At 74.6% G+C, this 17,975-nt stretch carries 14 protein-coding genes; 3 read left to right on the forward strand and 11 right to left on the reverse strand.

Going from position 1 to position 17,975, the window contains the following annotated elements:
• The 8 genes from ACL02U_RS31545 to rimP all read right to left on the reverse strand — a co-directional run.
• On the reverse strand, window positions 1–3,901 hold a 3,901-nt coding region (locus ACL02U_RS31545; protein WP_412794423.1), incomplete at its 3' end, for a hypothetical protein.
• A gap of 330 nt (window positions 3,902–4,231) precedes the next feature.
• A complete protein-coding gene (truB, locus tag ACL02U_RS31550; protein WP_412794424.1) occupies window positions 4,232–5,140 on the reverse strand; it encodes a tRNA pseudouridine(55) synthase TruB in 909 nt (302 codons plus the stop codon).
• Window positions 5,137–5,586, reverse strand: a complete 450-nt coding sequence (gene rbfA, locus ACL02U_RS31555) for a 30S ribosome-binding factor RbfA (protein ID WP_412794435.1) — start codon at window positions 5,584–5,586, stop codon at window positions 5,137–5,139. Before rbfA ends, truB begins: the two co-directional genes overlap by 4 nt.
• 38 nt (window positions 5,587–5,624) lie before the next feature.
• Window positions 5,625–5,918 (reverse strand): DUF503 domain-containing protein, encoded by a 294-nt coding sequence (locus tag ACL02U_RS31560; protein ID WP_412794425.1) that lies wholly within the window; start codon window positions 5,916–5,918, stop codon window positions 5,625–5,627.
• A 174-nt stretch (window positions 5,919–6,092) separates the two neighbouring features.
• Window positions 6,093–9,101 carry a translation initiation factor IF-2 gene (gene infB / locus ACL02U_RS31565; protein ID WP_412794426.1) on the reverse strand — a complete coding sequence of 1,003 codons (3,009 nt, stop codon included), beginning with the start codon at window positions 9,099–9,101 and terminating at the stop codon, window positions 6,093–6,095.
• A gap of 149 nt (window positions 9,102–9,250) precedes the next feature.
• Window positions 9,251–9,565 carry a YlxR family protein gene (locus tag ACL02U_RS31570; RefSeq protein ID WP_412794427.1) on the reverse strand — a complete coding sequence of 105 codons (315 nt, stop codon included), beginning with the start codon at window positions 9,563–9,565 and terminating at the stop codon, window positions 9,251–9,253.
• 393 nt (window positions 9,566–9,958) lie between these two features.
• Complete coding sequence (nusA, locus tag ACL02U_RS31575; RefSeq protein ID WP_412794428.1) at window positions 9,959–10,945, reverse strand: transcription termination factor NusA; 987 nt, start codon at window positions 10,943–10,945, stop codon at window positions 9,959–9,961.
• Window positions 10,946–10,947: 2 nt separating this feature from the next.
• Complete coding sequence (gene rimP, locus ACL02U_RS31580; RefSeq protein ID WP_412794429.1) at window positions 10,948–11,487, reverse strand: ribosome maturation factor RimP; 540 nt, start codon at window positions 11,485–11,487, stop codon at window positions 10,948–10,950.
• A 232-nt stretch (window positions 11,488–11,719) separates the two neighbouring features.
• Here rimP and ACL02U_RS31585 point away from each other — a divergent pair, with 232 nt between their 5' ends.
• The 3 genes from ACL02U_RS31585 to ACL02U_RS31595 all read left to right on the forward strand — a co-directional run bounded on the left by ACL02U_RS31585 (window position 11,720) and on the right by ACL02U_RS31595 (window position 13,884).
• Window positions 11,720–12,340: a hypothetical protein gene (locus ACL02U_RS31585; RefSeq protein ID WP_412794430.1), complete on the forward strand. Its 621-nt coding sequence runs from the start codon at window positions 11,720–11,722 to the stop codon at window positions 12,338–12,340.
• 101 nt (window positions 12,341–12,441) lie between these two features.
• A complete protein-coding gene (locus ACL02U_RS31590; protein ID WP_412794436.1) occupies window positions 12,442–12,882 on the forward strand; it encodes a ferritin-like domain-containing protein in 441 nt (146 codons plus the stop codon).
• A gap of 96 nt (window positions 12,883–12,978) precedes the next feature.
• Complete coding sequence (locus ACL02U_RS31595; protein ID WP_412794431.1) at window positions 12,979–13,884, forward strand: aminoglycoside phosphotransferase family protein; 906 nt, start codon at window positions 12,979–12,981, stop codon at window positions 13,882–13,884.
• Between the two features lie 225 nt (window positions 13,885–14,109).
• On the opposite strand, the gene ACL02U_RS31600 is transcribed toward ACL02U_RS31595, so the two are convergent.
• From ACL02U_RS31600 to ACL02U_RS31610, 3 genes are all read right to left on the reverse strand, one after another.
• Window positions 14,110–15,813 carry a proline--tRNA ligase gene (locus tag ACL02U_RS31600; RefSeq protein WP_412794432.1) on the reverse strand — a complete coding sequence of 568 codons (1,704 nt, stop codon included), beginning with the start codon at window positions 15,811–15,813 and terminating at the stop codon, window positions 14,110–14,112.
• A 108-nt stretch (window positions 15,814–15,921) separates the two neighbouring features.
• On the reverse strand, window positions 15,922–16,470 hold the full coding sequence (locus tag ACL02U_RS31605) for a GNAT family N-acetyltransferase (RefSeq protein ID WP_412794433.1): 549 nt from the start codon (window positions 16,468–16,470) through the stop codon (window positions 15,922–15,924).
• Between the two features lie 66 nt (window positions 16,471–16,536).
• Window positions 16,537–17,385: a GNAT family N-acetyltransferase gene (locus ACL02U_RS31610; RefSeq protein ID WP_412794434.1), complete on the reverse strand. Its 849-nt coding sequence runs from the start codon at window positions 17,383–17,385 to the stop codon at window positions 16,537–16,539.
• Between the last annotated feature and the right edge of the window lie 590 nt (window positions 17,386–17,975).

Genomic DNA, 17,975 nt, shown 5'->3' on the forward strand with positions numbered 1-17,975 from the left:
GGGTTTTCTGCCGCCCCTCTCTCCCTCCCTCCCCCCCCCCCCGCGCCCGGAAGGCGTCGAGCACCGGCAGCGGGTGCGTGGGCAGGGCGGCGACCAGGGCGCTCGGTGGCAGTTGCGGATCCCCCGCGACGAACTGCTCCAGTGCGCGGGGCAGGTGGTGGGCCCGGGTGTGGGGGTCGCGGACCAGGAGGGCGAGTGCGCCGCCGTGCAGGGCGGAGTCGGCGGGGCGGGCGAGCAGGGCGAGAGCCGCGCACCGCAGCCGTTCGCGGTCGGCGTCCGTGCGGGCGTGTGGCGCGGCGAGCAGCGCGTGGGCCGCCGCGGCGCCGCGGCGGTCGGGGCGCTCGTCGTGGGCCCAGCGTTCGACGGCCCTGCACAGAGCGGACGGTTCGTCCTGAGCGAGTGCGGCGAGCAGTTCGTCGGCGCGCGGGTGGGCGCAGTCCACGAGGGCCTCGGTCAGGTGGTCCGGCGCGCGGTGGCGGTGGGTGTGCAGCAGGGCCTGTGCGGCGGTGGCGATCGTGGCGTCGGGGGTGGCCGGAAGCGGCAGTTCGTCGTCGAACCAGCGGATGAGGTGGGGCTGCACGAGGGCGGGGTCGTCGGCGAGGAGCCGGGACACGGCGTCCAGGAAACGCGGGGCGCCCTCGCCCGACGGGGGCGGATCGGCCGGGACGAGGCGGCGGAGCAGGTCGATGCGGTCGGCGTGGCGCAAGCGCAACCGGACCCAGAAGGCGGGTGCGAAGTCCGCAGGCACAGCCCGTGCGCCCTGGCGCGCCACTTCCGCGATGCGGTCGGCGAGTTGCCGCAGCAGTCCGAGGTAGGGCGCCGCGTCGGGCACCCGGGCGAGCACCTCGGCGAGCAGTCGGCTCGCCCACCAGCAGTCCGGGTCCGCATCCAGCGCGTCGGCCAGTTCGTCGAGCCGCAGGCTCAGTCGGCGGGTGCCGTGCCGCCGGGCGAGCAGCAGGAGGGCCTGGACCACCGGGCCGATCCGGTGCCGCGGCACCGGCTGCGGGTGGCCGGGGGGATGGGCGGTGAGCCTCTGCCGCGGGGACGCTTCGGCTGCCGCCCCGGCCGGCGTGGTATCCGCCCCCGGCACGGCGGGTTCCGGGCCCACGCCCGCCGGCCCTGCGCCCACCGGCCCGGCGCCCACCGGCCCGGCGCCCGCCGGCCCTGCGCCCGCCCCGGCTGCCGCGGCGCGCTCGGTGGTCGTGCCGCGTGTGCTTGAGGTGGCGGCTGCGGTGCGGTGGACCAGCAGGCGCAGGGCTCCGGCGAGGTCCAGGTGCATGCCCTGGATCCAGTCGGCCAGTTCTTCGTGGGCGAAACGGTAGCCGGGGCCCGCCGGGACGAGCAGGCCCTCGGTGAGCACGGCGGAGGCCCAGCCGGTGCCGCCGCCGAGCCGGGCGGGTGCCGGCCCCCAGGGGAACAAGGACTCGAAGTCCTCGCGGTCCAGCTCGCCCTGCCCTGATCCGACGCTCCGCCGGGCGGCCACGTGGACCTGACCGGCGACTTTCGCCGCGAGCCTGCGCACCGCGTTGCCGCGCAGCCCGTTCTCGGCGGCGAGCCGGACGGCGACGCGCAGGCACATCAGGTCGAGATGGGCGGCGAGCACGTCGTAGCGGTCGACGCGGGCCGGCGGTGCGTCCGGCAGTGCGGCACGGATCTCGGAGAGCAGCCGCAGGGCGAGGGGGTGCCGGGCGTCCGGCTCGGTGAGGGCGAGGTCGTCGATACGGTAGCGGTGCCGGGCGAGCCCGGCCTCCCCCTCACCGAGGTCTCCGACGGGCACGCAGGACGGCAGCGACGTGCGCTCCGCTCGGCGCGGCTGATGGAGCAGCTCGCGGGGGAAGCCGGCGCCCGCGTTCTCCCAGTACTCGGCCCGGCAGGCCACCACCAGCCGGGCTCCCGTCCTCGTCAGCCAGCGGGCGGTGTTCGCCGTCCACTCCCCCGTGCGGTGTGCCGGGGCCGGCGGGCTCTCCTCGGGTCCGTCGAGGAGCAGCAGCAGGGGGCGGCCGCCTGCACGGGCCAGGCGGGCCAGGCGCTCGGGAGTGATGTCACCGAGGTCGGCCGGGTCGGCGGACCGGTGGGCGGCAACGATCCGGGCGGCCCGGGACAGCGCCCGGAGGGCGGCGTCCGAGACGCAGCGGTCGTCGTCCCGCAGGTCGGCGCCCCGGAGCCACAGCGTGGGAGAGGGGCGCGGCCCCCGGCTGCGGCGGGCGGAGAGGGCCGCCAGCTCAGTCGTACGGCCGCTGCCCGGTGCGCCGACAAGGGCCAGCACGGCAGGCCTCCCGACCTCCCCGCCAAGGTGCTCCGTGTCCCTCGCGGACGTTTCCCTCGCGGTCGTGTCCCGCTCGGGCATGCCTCGCTCGGACGTACGAGCCACGGCTCCTGCAGCACCGGCACCGCCACGGTCAGCGGCACCCGTACGGTCAGCGGCAGCCGTGGACGAGCGCGCAGCCGCGCCCCCGTGCCCGGTGCCCCCGACCGCTTCCGCGGCCTCGCATCCTGCCGTCCCACCGGCTCCGGCCCGTGCGGGACTCCCGAGCACCCCCTCGGCCCCAGCGACCCGGGCGGCCCCGCCGCCCCGACCGTCCTGGCCGCCTTGGCTACCCCTGCTGTCCCGGAAGCCCCTGCCGACCCGGCCGTTCCCACCCCCGCGGTGGGCGGCGCCCGCCCGGTCGCGTCCGCCGATCCGCTCGCCCCCGCCGCTCACCGCGCTGCCGTCGGTCCCTGCGCTGCCTGCGGTCCCGGCCGTGCCGTCCGTTCCGGCGGTTCCGCCCGCTCCGGCGGCCTCCAGCGCGCTCTGCTCTTCGTCCGCGGTCTCCCCCGCGCCCGTCTGCGAGCGGGCCGGCGGGTCGGGTTCCGCGGTGAAGCGCGCCAGTTCCCTCGCGATGTCGGCGCGCTCCACCGGTTCCACGGTCGGCGTCCCCGAGCCGAGCGTCCCGTGCAGAGCGTGCGGAGGACCGTCGGAGCCCAGTGAGGTGGCGGTGAGCTCCAGAACACCGGCCAGGTTGAGGTCGGCACCGTAGGCGGGCACGGTCGCCGCGTTGCGCACCAGCAGGTCGGCGAGCGGACCGGAGGCGGGGTGCAGCGGAACGGCGAAGCAGGAGTCGCGGTCGCCGACCCGCAGGGCGGTGCCGACGACTCCGATCACGGCTCCGGTCGCGGCGTCGATCACCGGCGTCCCGGCCGCGCCGCCTCCCGGCCGCAGGGCGTCGCGGCCGGCCGTGCCGATCGCCAGCTCCAGCGCATCGATGTGGTGGAAGCGGTCCGTGGGCGGACCGGTGACACGGGTGGTGCCGAGTACGCGGGCCTCGCGCCAGCAGCCGGCGGCGAGGCGGACATAAGTGCCGGGGTCGACGCGGCGCCGCCCGCTCAGCGGAAGCGGCTCCACACCGAGGCCGGCCCTGCCACCGAGGCCGCCCACGCCTCCGAGGCCGGCCCTGCCACCCGTGCCTTCCGCGCCACCGAAGCCTCCCCTACCACCCGGGCCCTCCGCGCCACCGAAGCCTCCCCCGCCACCCAGGCCCTCGATGCCACCGGGACCCTCCGCGCCACCGAAGCCCTTCCCGCCGTCACCGGGGCTTTCGGTGCGGATGAGGGCCAGGCCGAGCCGGGGCAGCAGGGTGACCGCGTCGGCCGCCACCGCGAGGCTGTGGTCGGCCGCGGTGCGCAGCAGGAGCCGGGGCAGGCCGTCGACGGCCTCCTGGCCGGTGAGGAGGGTGCCGTGGTGGTCGGCGGGGAAGGCGATGCCGCGATGGCGGCCGGCCGGGTCGAGAATGCTGATCAGGGCGTCGCGGGGATCGGGCGGCCGGGGCCCGCGGTGCGGTCCCCGGCCCGCGCCGTCCGCGCCGTCCGCGCGGACGTCCCCGCCGGCGTCCCGGGTGCGTCCGCACGGGTCCTTTCCCGCCATGGTCGTACCTCCCGCCGCGCGCGTTCCCTCGTTGCGACGGTAGGCGCGGAGTGATCAGCGGGACAGATCGCGTGGTGAACGCGCCCCCTCACGCTCCCCCGCTTCACTCCGAGCGCCTGCCCGGACGGGTGACGGGACGGCAGGCGATGGATAGACCCTAGGGGTGGGGGGAATCGAGGGGGATCGTGGAGCGGCGGCAGTGGACGCCCCGTGTTCGCCGCTCCACGGCGAAAGGTACCGGCACTCCGCGGACGGGCGGAACCGTGGCTCCGCGCGCGGAGCCGCGGTTCCGGTGGGGCGGACGGGCCGCGTGCTCCGGTCGGCGGAGGATCAGCCGAACACCGCGAGGCTCTTCGCCTTGCCCTTCTGCGTCTCGACGAGGGCCAGGAAGCGGCCCTGCGGATCGTAGACGGCGACCGGCCCGGAGTCCGCGTACTCGTCGGGCATCTCCAGCCGGACGCCGTTGGCGAGCAGCCGGGCCCGCTTGGCGTCGACGTCCCAGCGCCGGAACGCGGCGGCGGCCGCCTCGGCCACCGGCATGATCGTCAGCTCCTCCTGGAGCTGGTCGAGCGTCCTGGCCGAGTCGATCCGGTACGGGCCCACGCGGGTGCGCCGCAGCGCGGTCAGATGGCCGCCGACACCGAGGCCGGCGCCCAGGTCGCGGGCGAGGGCGCGGATGTAGGTGCCGGAGGAGCAGACGACCGAGACCACGAGGTCCAGGACGGGGGTGCCGTCGTCGGCGACGGCGTCGCGGACGTCGTACAGGGTGAAGGAGGAGATCGTGACCGGGCGGGCCGGAATGTCGAACTCCTCGCCGTCGCGGGCCCGTTTGTAGGACCGCACCCCGTTGATCTTGATGGCGCTGACCCGGGACGGCACCTGCATGATCTCGCCGGTCAGTTCGGCGACGCCGGCGTCGATGGCCCCGCGGCTGATCGCGGAGGCGTCGGCGGACGCCGTGATCTCGCCCTCGGCGTCGTCGGTCAGGGTGGTCTGGCCGAGGCGGATGGTGCCGAGGTACTCCTTCTCGGTGAGGGCGAGGTGGCCGAGCAGTTTGGTGGCCCTCTCCACGCCGAGGACGAGTACGCCCGTCGCCATGGGGTCGAGGGTGCCGGCGTGGCCGACGCGGCGGGTTCCGGCGATGCCGCGCATCTTGGCCACGACGTCGTGCGAAGTGAAGCCCGACGGCTTGTCGACGATGACGAGGCCGTCGGGCGGGGTGGGCTTGCGGTCGTTCATTCGGTGGTGTCGTCCGTCTCCTCGGAGCCGGGCTTCCGGTAGGGGTCGGCTTCGCCGGCGTACCGGGCGCCCGTGGCGGACTCCCGCACCTTCGCGTCGGAGGCGCGCGCCTTGTCGAGGAGGTCCTCGATGGTCCGGGCGTTGTCGGGGAGGGCGTCGGCGACGAAGCTGAGGGTCGGTGTGAACTTCACACCGGCGGCCTTGCCGACCTCCGAGCGGAGGATTCCCTTGGCGCTCTCCAGGCCGGCGGCGGCCTCCGCGCGCTCCTCGTCGTCGCCGTAGACCGTGTAGAAGACGGTCGCCTCCCGGAGGTCACCCGTGACCCGGGTGTCCGTGATGGTGACGTGCGAGCCGAGCCGCGGGTCCTTGATCCCGCGCTGCAGCTTCTGGGCCACCACCTCCCGGATGAGGTCCGCCAGCCTTTTCGCCCGCGCGTTGTCGGCCACTGGTCCGTCTCCCATTCTTTCCTGTCTGAGTTCTTCGGTCAGTCGTCGTCGCCGTGGAGCCGCCGCCGGACGGACAGCAGTTCCACTTCCGGGCGCCCGGCGACCAGCCGTTCGCACCGGTCGAGTACGTCGGTGAGGTGCCCCGCGTCGCCGGACACCGCGGAGAGGCCGATACCGGCCCGCCGGTAGAGGTCCAGGTGGTCCACCTCGGCCGCGCTCACCGCGTACTTGCGCTGGAGTTCGGCGACGATCGGGCGGACGACGGAGCGCTTCTCCTTCAGCGACCGAACGTCGCCGAGGAGGAGGTCGAAGGACAGCGTCCCCACATACATCTGTGCAACCGGTTCACCCGCCGGTACGGGATCGGTGGCCCTGCGACCGTGTGGGCAGGGACATCAAGAACCGTACAACGAAGGAGTGGGCCCGATCGACGGATATTCGCGCTCCGCGGACCTGCCGGGGCCCCTCGCCGCAACGGTTGCCGCAAACGGCGCGAGCCGTGGGCGTCAGGCCCTCGGCTTCTCGCGCAGTTCGTACGTCGCGATGACGTCGTCGACCTTGATGTCGTTGAAGTTGCCGAGGTTGATACCGCCCTCGAACCCTTCGCGGATCTCGGTGACGTCGTCCTTGAAGCGACGCAGGCCCTCGATGTTGAGGTTCTCCGCGACCACCTTGCCGTCGCGGATGAGGCGGGCCTTGCTGTTGCGCTTGACCTCGCCCGAACGGATGAGGACACCGGCGATGTTGCCCAGCTTGGACGACTTGAAGACCTCGCGGATCTCCGCCGTGCCGAGCTCGACCTCCTCGTACTCCGGCTTCAGCATGCCCTTCAGGGCCGCCTCGATCTCCTCGATCGCCTGGTAGATGACCGAGTAGTACCGGACGTCCACGCCCTCGCGCTCCGCCATCTGCTGGGCACGGCCGGCTGCCCGGACGTTGAAGCCGATGACGATCGCGTCGGAGCCCATGGCCAGGTCGATGTCGGACTCCGTGACCGCACCGACGCCGCGGTGCAGGACGCGGATGTCGACCTCTTCGCCGACGTCCAGCTGGAGCAGCGAGGACTCCAGCGCCTCGACCGAACCGGAGGCGTCGCCCTTGATGATCAGGTTGAGCTGCTGGACCTCGCCGGCCTTCAGCACCTTGTCCAGATCCTCCAGCGACACCCGGCGGGTGCGCTTGGCGAACGCGGCGTTGCGCTCACGGGCGGCGCGCTTCTCCGCGATCTGGCGGGCCGTACGGTCCTCCTCGACCACGAGGAAGTTGTCGCCGGCGCCCGGGACGTTGGTCAGACCCAGGACCTGGACCGGCGTGGACGGCCCGGCTTCATGGACGTTGCTGCCGCTGTCGTCGAGCATCGCCCGGACCCTGCCGTAGGCGTCGCCGACCACCATGGTGTCGCCGACCTGGAGGGTGCCTCGCTGGACGAGGACGGTCGCCACGGCGCCGCGGCCGCGGTCGAGCCGGGACTCGATCGCGATGCCCTGCGCGTCCTGGTGGGGGTTGGCCCGCAGGTCGAGCGTGGCGTCGGCGGTGAGGACGACGGCCTCGAGCAGCTTGTCGATGTTCAGGCCGGGCTTGGCGGCCACGTCGACGAACATGGTGTCGCCGCCGTACTCCTCCGCCACCAGGCCGTACTCGGTCAGCTGGCCGCGCACCTTGGTCGGGTCCGCGCCCTCGACGTCGATCTTGTTGACCGCGACCACGATCGGCACGTCGGCCGCCTTGGCGTGGTTCAGGGCCTCGACCGTCTGCGGCATCACACCGTCGTTGGCCGCGACCACGAGGATGGCGATGTCCGTCGACTTGGCACCGCGGGCACGCATGGCGGTGAACGCCTCGTGACCCGGGGTGTCGATGAAGGTGATCGCGCGCTCTTCCTCGTTGACCTCGGTCGTGACCTGGTAGGCACCGATGTGCTGGGTGATGCCGCCGGCCTCGGTGTCGATGACGTTGGTCTTGCGGATCGCGTCCAGCAGTCGGGTCTTGCCGTGGTCGACGTGACCCATGACGGTGACGACCGGCGGACGGACGACCATCTCCTCTTCGGAGCCCTCGTCACCGAACTCGATGTCGAAGGACTCGAGGAGCTCGCGGTCCTCTTCCTCCGGGCTGACGATCTGAACGGTGTAGTTCATCTCGCCGGCCAGGACGTGCAGCGTCTCGTCGGAGACGGACTGCGTGGCCGTGACCATCTCGCCCAGGTTCATCATGACCGCGACGAGCGACGCCGGGTTGGCGTTGATCTTCTCCGCGAAGTCGGTGAGCGACGCACCGCGCGACAGGCGAATGGTCTCGCCGCTGCCGCGAGGCAGCATCACGCCGCCGACCGACGGGGCCTGCATGGCCTCGTACTCCTGACGGCGCTGCCGCTTCGACTTGCGGCCGCGCCGCGCCGGACCACCCGGACGGCCGAAGGCACCCTGCGTGCCGCCGCGGCCACCGGGACCGCCGGGGCGACCGCCGAAGCCGGGACGACCGCCGAAGCCGCCGCCACCACCGGGACGACCGCCAAAGCCGCCGCCACCACCGGGACGGCCACCGCCGCCACCGCCACCAGGACGACCGGCGAAGCCGGGACGGCCACCGCCGCCACCGCCACCGGGACGACCGCCGCCGCCCGGACCGCGGCCGCCGGGGCCGGGACGGGGGCCGGCAGCGGGACGCTGCGGCATCATGCCGGGGTTCGGACGCGGGCCGCCGGGACGCGGGCCGCCGCCCTGCGGCCGGGGCATGGACCCCGGCGTGGGGCGCTGACCGCCCGGAGCCTGCGGACGGGGACCGCCGCCCTGGCCGCCGGGGGCCTGCGGACGGGGTCCGCCGCCCTGACCGCCGGGGGCCTGCGGACGCGGGCCCTGGGGGCGGGGAGACTGCGGGCGCGCCATTCCGGCGTTGCCGCCGGAGGTGAAGGGGTTGTTGCCCGGACGGGGTCCGGACGGACGGCCGCCCTGGCGCTGGCCGGGACCGCCGGGACGCGGGCCGCCCTGGGCGGGGCGCTGGCCGCCGCCCTGTCCGGGACGCTGGCCCTGGCCGGGAGCGGCCGGACGGCCGCCGGGCTTCGGGGCGCCGGGACGCGGGCCGCCGGGCTTCGGACCGGGGGCGGCCGAGGCCGCCGGAGCAGCCGGAGCCGCCGGCGGGGCGGTGAACTCCGGAGTCGCCGGTGCCGGACGGGGGCCGGGCTTCGGACCCGGGCGGGGGCCCGGAGTCGCAGCGGGGGCCGCGGGCTGCTGGGCGGCCGGCGGCTTGGGGCCGGCCGGCTTCGGAGCAGCCGGACGGGCCGCCTGCGCCGGGGACGGCGCGGCGGGCTTGGGGGCGGCCTTCCTGGGGGCGGGCTTCGCGGCAGACCTGCCGTTGCCACCGCCCTGGAAGGCGTCGGTCAGCTTGCGTACAACCGGCGCTTCGATCGTCGAAGACGCCGAACGGACGAATTCACCGAGTTCCTGGAGCTTGGCCATGACGACCTTGCTCTCGACGCCGAACTCCTTGGCGAGTTCGTAGACCCGGACCTTAGCCACTTCGCTCCTTTGAGGTCCGGGTTGCGGCCGGACCGTCGCTAGTTCATGGGCGTACTCATCGCGTACTCATCGAGTGCTCATCGCAATCTCGACCTGCTTTCGACTCGCGAGGTACCAGACCGCACGGGGTTCCGCACGGCGTGTCTTCCTTACTGTGTCACCTTGTCGGTGACCGTCGCCTCGTCGGCAACTGTTGTCCGCTCGACGTGGCGGCGCAACGCCTTTGTGTCGAGCGCTCCCGGGGCGCGCAGCGCCCGCGTGAACGCCCGGCGGCGTACCGCCTGGTCGAGACAGACCAGGGCGGGGTGCACATATGCACCCCGGCCGGGCAGCGTACCGCGAGGGTCGGAGACGCACGCGTCCCCGATCGCCACGATGCGCAGCAGATCCACCTTGGCCGACCGCTCCCGGCACCCCACGCAGGTGCGTTCAGGGCACGTTCGGGCCCGCGTCCGGCCAGACACCGTTAAGTCTACCTCCCCGAACGCACCTCACCCGTACGGGGCGGGGTCCGAACAGCTGTCGCGAAGAAACCTGTCGTGATGTGAGCGACCGGCGGCTTGGATCTATTCCCCGGCACCCCGGCGGACGGCTCCCGGCAGCTCGCCGGAACTGCAGCCCGCGGCGGCCGGAAGCCGGTGCGGCAGGCCGCCGGTAGCGCCGGTGCGGGGGTCCGCCGGTAGCCGGTGCGGGGGTCCGCCGCAGCCTCCGGGAGCCGGCCGGCCGCGCCGTACCGCGCGGGCCGCCGGCTGCGGTGCCGGAGGCACCGGCGGCGCCGGGTGCCCGCGGATCCGGTGCCGTGGGCACCGGGGCGGGTTCGCGGACCTCCCGCCGGCGCGCCCCCGGCACGCCGGACCTCAGGTGCCGGCCTGCTCGGTGTCCGGTCGGATGTCGATCCGCCAGCCGGTCAGCCGGGCGGCGAGACGGGCGTTCTGCCCTTCCTTGCCGATCGCCAGCGACAGCTGGTAGTCGGGCACGGTCACCCGGGCGGACCGGGCCGCCAGGTCCACGATCTCGACCTTGGCCACCCGTGCGGGGGACAGCGCGTTCGCCACCATCTCGGCCGGGTCCTCCGACCAGTCGACGATGTCGATCTTCTCGCCGTTGAGCTCCCCCATCACGTTGCGCACCCGGCCGCCCATCGGCCCGATGCAGGCTCCCTTGGCGTTCAGGCCGCTGCGGTGCGAACGGACGGCGATCTTCGTGCGGTGGCCGGCCTCACGGGCGATGGCGGCGATCTCCACCGACCCGTCGGCGATCTCCGGCACCTCCAGCGAGAAGAGCTTCTTCACCAGGTTCGGGTGGGTGCGCGAGAGCGTCACCGACGGCCCGCGCACGCCCTTCGCCACCCGGACGACGTAGGAGCGCAGCCGCATGCCGTGCGGGTACTCCTCGCCCGGGACCTGCTCCTGCACCGGCAGGATGGCCTCCAGCTTGCCGATGTCGACGAGCACGTTCTTCGGGTCGCGACCCTGCTGCACCACACCGGTGACGATGTCGCCCTCACGGCCGGCGTACTCGCCGAGCGTGGCGTCGTCCTGGGCGTCGCGCAGCCGCTGGAGGATGATCTGCTTGGCCGTGGTGGCGGCGATACGGCCGAAACCGGAGGGGGTGTCGTCGAACTCGCGGGCCTCCTGCCCCTCCTCCAGGTCGTCGGGCTCCTCCTTCGCCCACACGGTCACGTGGCCGCTGTCGCGGTTGAGCTCCACGCGCGCGTGCCGGCGGCTGCCGTCCGTGCGGTGGTAGGCGATGAGGAGGGCCGACTCGATCGCCTCGACCAGCAGGTCGAAGGAGATCTCCTTCTCCCTGACCAAGCCCCGCAGGGCACTCATGTCGATGTCCACGGCTACGCCTCCTCTGCGTTCTCTTCGGTCTCTGCGGACTCTTCGGTCCCTGCGTCCGCGTGCTTGCTTCTGGGGTTGAACTCGACCTGCACGCGGGCCTGCTCGATCTCCGCGAAGGCGAGCCTGCGAGTGGTGGGCCTTCGGCCCTTCACCCCGGGCACCTCCAGGTCGAGTCCGTCCTCGTCGGCGCGCAGGATCCTGGCGACCAGCTCACCGCCCGCGCCCAGCCGGAACTTCACCAGCCGGCCGGTGGCACGCACGTAGTGCCGGTGCTCCCGGAGGAGGCGTTCCGCGCCCGGGGTGCCGACTTCGAGGGTGTACTCCGCCTCGCCCATCGCGTCCGACTCGTCGAGCTTCGCCGAGAGCGCGCGGCTCACATCGGCGATCCGGTCCAGGTCGGCCCCGGTGTCGGAGTCGACGACGACTCGCAGCACACGCTTGCGTCCGACGGAGTCCACGGCGATCTCTTCGAGGTCCAGACCTAGGGAGGTGACCAGCGGTTCCAGCAGGTCTCGCAGCCTCTCGCTCTGGGTGGTGCTCATCCGGGTGACTCCTCGGCCGCGTGTGCTGTTGTCGGAACGTCGCGTTGCAGATCCAAAGGGTATCCGGTCCCGGGGGGTGTTGCCGTCCACCTGGCTGCGCAGGTGCCGGTGAGTGGTACGGACCGGGTGCGCGGGTACGGTGATCACGGGCGCGCGAGGCCCGCCGCCGCCCCGCTCGTGCGAGACCTGCCGGCCCGCACGAGATCCGCCGAGATCCCAGAGGACGTCTGCCATGCCGTTCCGCTCGCCGCCGCTCGCCCCTTCGGGGCCGCGAAGAAGATCCCTGCTCGCCTCGACCGCGGGCGTCGCCCTCCTGGCCGGCTGCTCGGCCTCCGGCCGGGAGGACGGCGACGGGGGGTCGGGCGGCAGCCCGTCCCTGGCGGAGCGGGCACGCGCGCGTGCCGTCCGGGACAGCCGGACCCTCGCCGAGCGGTACGACGCGGTGCTCGCCGCCCATCCGGCACTGGCAAAGCGTCTCGGGCCGCTCAGAGCGGAGGTCGCACGGCATGCGGAGGCGTTCGGCGGGTGGCTCGCGCCGGCGCCGTCCGTCTCGGCGACCCCGGCTGACTCGACCCCGTCCGGGTCCCCGCCGCCGGGGTCGGTCCCGGCGTCCCCGGCGGCCTCGGGCGGCTCCGCGGCGCCGCCGGCCGTGTCGGGTCGGGCGGGCGATCCGCTCGCGGTTCCGGCCGATCCCCGGTCCGCGCTCGCCGCGCTGGCCTCCGCCGAGAAGGAGCTGGCCGAGCGGCGCACCGCGACGCTGGTGGACCTGCCCGGCGAGCAGGCCCGGCTGCTGGCCTCGGTGGCGGCGGCCGGCGCGGCCCACGCGTACCTGCTGGCGGAGGGGGCGAAGTGAGCGGGCGCGCCGGCACGGACGGGAAGGGTACGGCGGGCTCGCCCAGCGCGGCGCCCCCGCCGGGCACGGCCGGCGGCCCGGACGGACAGCGCGCCGGAACCCTGCGCGCCGTGCAGGCGGCACTGGCCGCCGAGCACGCGGCGGTGTTCGGGTACGGCGTCGTGGGCGGCCGCATCGGCGAGAAGCGCCGCGCGGAGGTCCGGGCGGCCTATGACGCGCACCGGGCGCGCCGGGACGCCCTGGTACGCGAGGTTCGGGACCTGGGCGGCCGGCCCGTGGCCGCCGCCGCGGGATACGCGCTGCCGTTCCCGGTGCCGGACGCGGCGGCGGCGGTACGGCTCGCGGCGGAGCTGGAGGACCGCGTTGCCGGGGTCTACTCGGACCTGGTGCGGGCCGCCGGCGGCAGGCGGCGGCGGGATGCCGCGTCCGCGTTGCGGGAGGCGGCGGTGCGGGCGGTGCGCTGGCGGGGCGGCAGCGTAGCCTTCCCTGGGCTGGCGGAGCGGGCGGGTACGGCTTCCGCGTCCGCCCCGCCCCCGGCGTGACCTGCGGCGGTGTGCGGTTCCGGCCCGGCGGGACGCCGCAGGAACGGCCCCGGAGATCCGGTCAGACGACCCGCAGTGGAAGGGAACGACTCTCGTATGGCTTTCGAACCGCCGCGGCGCCTGGTCAGGGCGCTCGGCGAGACGGCACCGGACGGTGACGACTGGCTGAGGGAGCTGCCGGAGGCGGCTCGGCAGGCCGTGGCGCTACGCGAGTTGACCGTGGAGCGGGTGCAGGCGCCGGGGGGCCGGAGCAGTCTGGTGGTACTGGTCAGGCGCGCCGACGGGACACCTGCGGTGCTGAAACTGGCCCCGCCTCGGGCGCGGCCGGAGGCCGAGCGGGCGGCGCTGGACCACTGGGGCGGCGTGGGCGCCGTCCAACTGCTGGAGGCGGAGCCCGAACACGGGGTGCTGCTGCTGGAACGGCTGCACCCGGATGTGTCGGTGCGTTCGCTGCCGGAGGCGAAGGCCCTGCTGGAGGCGGCGGGGACGCTGCGCCGGCTGTGGGTGGAGCCGCCGGCCGGGGCCGGCACCGCCTTCGAGACCGTCGCCGCGCGGACCGCACGGCAGGCCGAGGCGATGCAGGCGGTGGCGGCGGCCGACGCGGAGGTGGCGCCGCTGGTCGACGAGGCGTTGGCGGCGCGGGAGGAACTGCTCTCGGCGCCGCCGGAGCAGCGGCTGCTGCACGGCACGTTCCGGCAGAGCAAGGTGCTGGCCGGCGACCGGATGCCGTGGCTGGCCGTGGGCCCGGACCCGGTGGTCGGGGAGTGCGCCTTCGACCTGGCGCGGCTGGTCCGCGACCGGGTGGAGGACCTCATCGCCTCGCCGTCCGGCCCGGCGACGACCCGGCGGCGGGTGAAGCGGCTCGCGGACTCGCTGGAGGTGGAGCAGGAGCGGCTGCGGGGGTGGACCCTCTTCCGGGCCGTCGAATCGGGGGTGCGGGCCCGCCGGGTGGGGCGTCACCGGGACGCGGAACTGCTGCTGGAGTTCGCGAGCTGGCTCTGACCCCGGCGGCGCCGGGCGGTGAGCGGAGCAGCGGTGCTCGCCGGCACTGCGCGCGCCGAAGGCAGCGGTGCTCGCCGGCACTGCGCGCCGTGCGAGGGCGGGCGCAGGCGCGGGGCACCGGGGAGGAGAGGCCGGGCGCCGGCGGGCGGAGGCGCGGCCGGCTCCCGGCCGGGCGCCTGTCCGGGGACGGGCGCTCGGCCGGGCGCCGGCCGTGCCGACCGAGTGTCAGTGCGCCGTCAGCCGGGCCACGGCCTCCTCGACGGTCAGCTCCTCGCGCTCGCCCGTCCGGCGGTCCTTCAGCTCCACGACGCCCTCGCCGGCTCGCCGCCCGGCGACCAGGATCGCCGGCACGCCGATCAGCTCGGAGTCGGTGAACTTCACCCCCGGGGAGACACCGGCCCGGTCGTCGACCAGGACGCGGACTCCGGCGGCGGCCAACCGGTCGGAGACGTCGAGGGCGAGCTCGGTCTGGAGGGCCTTGCCCGCGGCCACGACGTGCACGTCGGCCGGGGCGACCTCCTTGGGCCAGCACAGGCCCTTGTCGTCGGCGGTCTGCTCGGCGAGCGCGGCGACGGCACGGGAGACGCCGACGCCGTAGGAGCCCATGGTGACGCGGACCGGCTTGCCGTTCTGGCCGAGCACGTCGAGCTTGAGGGCGTCGGTGTACTTGCGGCCGAGCTGGAAGATGTGGCCGATCTCGATGGCCCGGTCCAGCTTGAGCCCGGTGCCGCACTTCGGGCAGGGGTCGCCGTCCTCGACGACCACCACGTCGACGTACTGGTCGACCTCGAAGTCGCGGCCCGCGACGACGTTCCTGGCATGGGTGTCGGCCCGGTTGGCGCCCGTGATCCACGCGGTGCCCGGGGCGACGCGCGGGTCGGCGACGTACTTCACCTTCTCCAGCCCCTGCGGGCCGACGTAGCCGCGCACCAGGTCCGGGCGCGACGCGAAGTCCGCCTCGGTCACCATCTCCACGGCGGCCGGGGCGAAGTGGGCCTCGACCTTGCCCAGGTCGACCTCGCGGTCGCCGGGCACGCCGACGGCGACGATCTCGCCGTCCACCTTCACCAGCAGGTTCTTCAGCGTGGCCGAGGCGGGGACGCCGAGGGAGGCCGCCAGGGTCTCGATGGTCGGGGTGTCGGGCGTCGGGATGTCCTCGGCGGCCGGCACCCCAGCGGCGTCGGCCTGCTTCAGCTCGTAGGTGATCGCCTCGGTGTTGGCCGCGAAGTCGCAGTTCGGGCAGTCGGCGAAGGTGTCCTCGCCGGCTTCGGCGGGGGCGAGGAACTCCTCGGACCTGGAGCCGCCCATCGCGCCCGCGGTGGCGGCGCAGATGCGGTAGTCCAGGCCCAGGCGCTCGAAGATGCGCTGGTAGGCCTGGCGGTGCAGGGCGTAGGACTGGGCGAGGCCCTCGTCCGCCAGGTCGAAGGAGTAGGAGTCCTTCATCAGGAACTCGCGGCCGCGCAGGACGCCGGCGCGGGGACGGGCCTCGTCCCGGAACTTGGTCTGGATCTGGTAGAGGATCACCGGCAGGTCCTTGTAGGAGGACGCCTGGTCCTTCACCAGCAGGGTGAAGATCTCCTCGTGGGTCGGGCCGAGGAGGTAGTCGCCGCCCTTGCGGTCCTGGAGCCGGAACAGTTCCTGGCCGTACTCGTCCCAGCGGCCGGTGGCCTCGTACGGCTCGCGCGGCAGGAGCGCGGGCAGCAGTACCTCCTGGCCGCCGATCGCGTCCATCTCCTCGCGGACGACCCGCTCGACGTTGGCGAGGACCTTCTTTCCGAGGGGCAGCCAGGACCAGATGCCGGCCGCGGTGCGCCGGACGTAGCCGGCCCGGACCAGCAACTTGTGGCTGAGGACCTCGGCGTCCGCCGGGTCGTCGCGCAGCGTCTTCGCCATCAACTGCGACATGCGCTGGACCGGTGCGTTCGCCATGGTTCTCGTACTCCTGCCGACGGTGGTCCTCCGCTCGGGCGGGGCCTGGAGCGGGGGAGGCTGTTGGCAAGGAGGTTAGCCGGGCGGTCGGCGCCGGTGGAAATCCGTTTACCGGTGCCCCGGCGGCCGTCGGCGCAGCAGCGGCAGCGGGGCGCCCATCACCGCGTACGGCTTGGGGGCGCTGGGGAACAGGACCTGGCGGGCGAGGTCCCGGTAGCCGAGGGAGCGGTACAGGCCGCGGGCGGGGCTGTCGGTGTCGATGGCGGAGAGGATGGAGCGGGGCTGGAGTGCCCCGTCCGTGATCGTGGTGATCAGTGCGCGTCCGAGGCCGCGGTTCTGGTGGCTGGGGTGGACGTGCAGTTCGGTGATGACGAAGGAGTCGTCGAGCCAGTCCTCGTGGCCCTGGGCGCGCAGATACGGTGCGACGACGGTGGACCACCAGTGGGTGCGGTCGTTCGGCATGCCGTAGACGAAGCCGGCCAGGCTGCCGGCGACGGTCGCGCCGAGGGCTCGGGCGCCCGGGTAGGTCATGTGCCTCAGGACGATCTGGCGGCGTACGGCGACCTCGTCGGGGCTCAGACCGAACGCCACGGCTTGGACGGCGAGGGCCTCGTCGACGTGGGCGGAGAGGTCGAGGGGGCCGATCACGGGGTCCATGGCCGGGAGCCTACCCGGGCCTCCGGTCGTGCGGCTCGGGGAACGGCAGCGCGGCCGCGGCCCGGCTCAGAACAGGACGCTCATGAACGCGCCGATCTCCTGGAAGCCGACGCGCAGGTACGCCCGGCGGGCGGGCGTGTTGAAGTCGTTGACGTACAGGCTGGCCGTCGGGGCCACGTCGGCCAGCGCGTAGCGCAGCACGGCCGCCATACCGGGCGCGGCGAGGCCGGTGCCCCGGTACTCGGGTGCCACCCAGACTCCCTGGATCTGGCAGGCCTGCGGCGTCGCCGCGCCGATCTCGGCCTTGAACATGACCCTGCCGTTCTCGTCGAGGCGGGCGAAGGAGCGCCCCGAGCCGACGAGTTCGGCGACGCGGGCCTGGTAGAGCAGTCCGCCGTCGCCGGCCAGCGGGGAGACCCCCACCTCCTCGGTGAACATCGCCACACAGGCCGGCATGATCGTTTCCATCTCGTCCTTGCGGACGCGGCGGACGTAGGGGTCCGGGGCGATGCCCTCCGGCATGCGGTCGGTGACCATGAGCGGCTGGCGACCGCGGATGTCCCGGGCCGGGCCCCAGTGCGGTTCCAGCAGGCGCCACAGCTCCGCGGTGGGCTCGGCGGGGCCGACGATCGAGGAGCAGCGGCGCCCGGTGCGGCGGGCGCGGTCGGCGAAGGCGCGCACGGCGCGCGGGGTGGCGCCGATGGGTACCAGGTTGGCGCCGGCGTAGCAGAGGGAGGTGAGGATGCCGTCCTCGTACCAGCCCCACATCTCGCCGCCGAGCCGCCACGGGTCGAGGCCCGCGACGTGCACCCGGGCGGCCACGAAGGCGTTGACGACCGGCTCGCGGTCGAGGACCGCGAGAGCGGCGTCCAGGTCGCTCGGTTCGAGGACCCGGGAGGTCGTCTGGGTCAACACGGGCGGGGCCTCACGCTCAAGGTCTGCTGGTCTCCGCACTGTACCTGGTGCGTTTGGGCAGCGCCCGGCGGTATGCGCCGAGGGGCCGCGGCCGCCTGTGCCGGCCGTACGCCCCGGTCGGAGGCGTACGGTGCGCGGCCGTGACCGGGGGCCGTCGTCGTCGGTCGCCGAGGGCACGAAGGCGGCGATGCGGCGGGCAGCGGGGGCCGGTTCCCGGTGGCGGCGCCGGTCGCGGGGTACGGCCGAGTCCCGTCACCCTGCGGCGACGGGACTCACGGCGGACGGCCGACGGCGGACGGCGATGCGCGTCCGCCGGGGGCGCTGCGCCCGCGCGGCGCTGCGGCCAGGGCCTGCGGTGCCCGCGGCGCCGGGCTGTGCCGCGGGCTCCACGGGTGACGGTGCGGCCCGCCCGCGGCCGCCCCGTACCGACCGGGCGCCGCAGCCGACGGACGCTGCACCTGCGGGGCCGCCACAGCCGACGGCGTCGCGCCCGCGGGGCGCCTCACCTACGGGCGCCGTGACCGGGCGGTCCGCTCAGCCGGCGACCGAGACCTCCGGCTCGCCGGAGGCGACCCCGGCGTCCTCCATCT

The organism is Streptomyces sp. MS06, assembly GCF_047200655.1.
Taxonomy (GTDB): Bacteria; Actinomycetota; Actinomycetes; order Streptomycetales; family Streptomycetaceae; genus Streptomyces.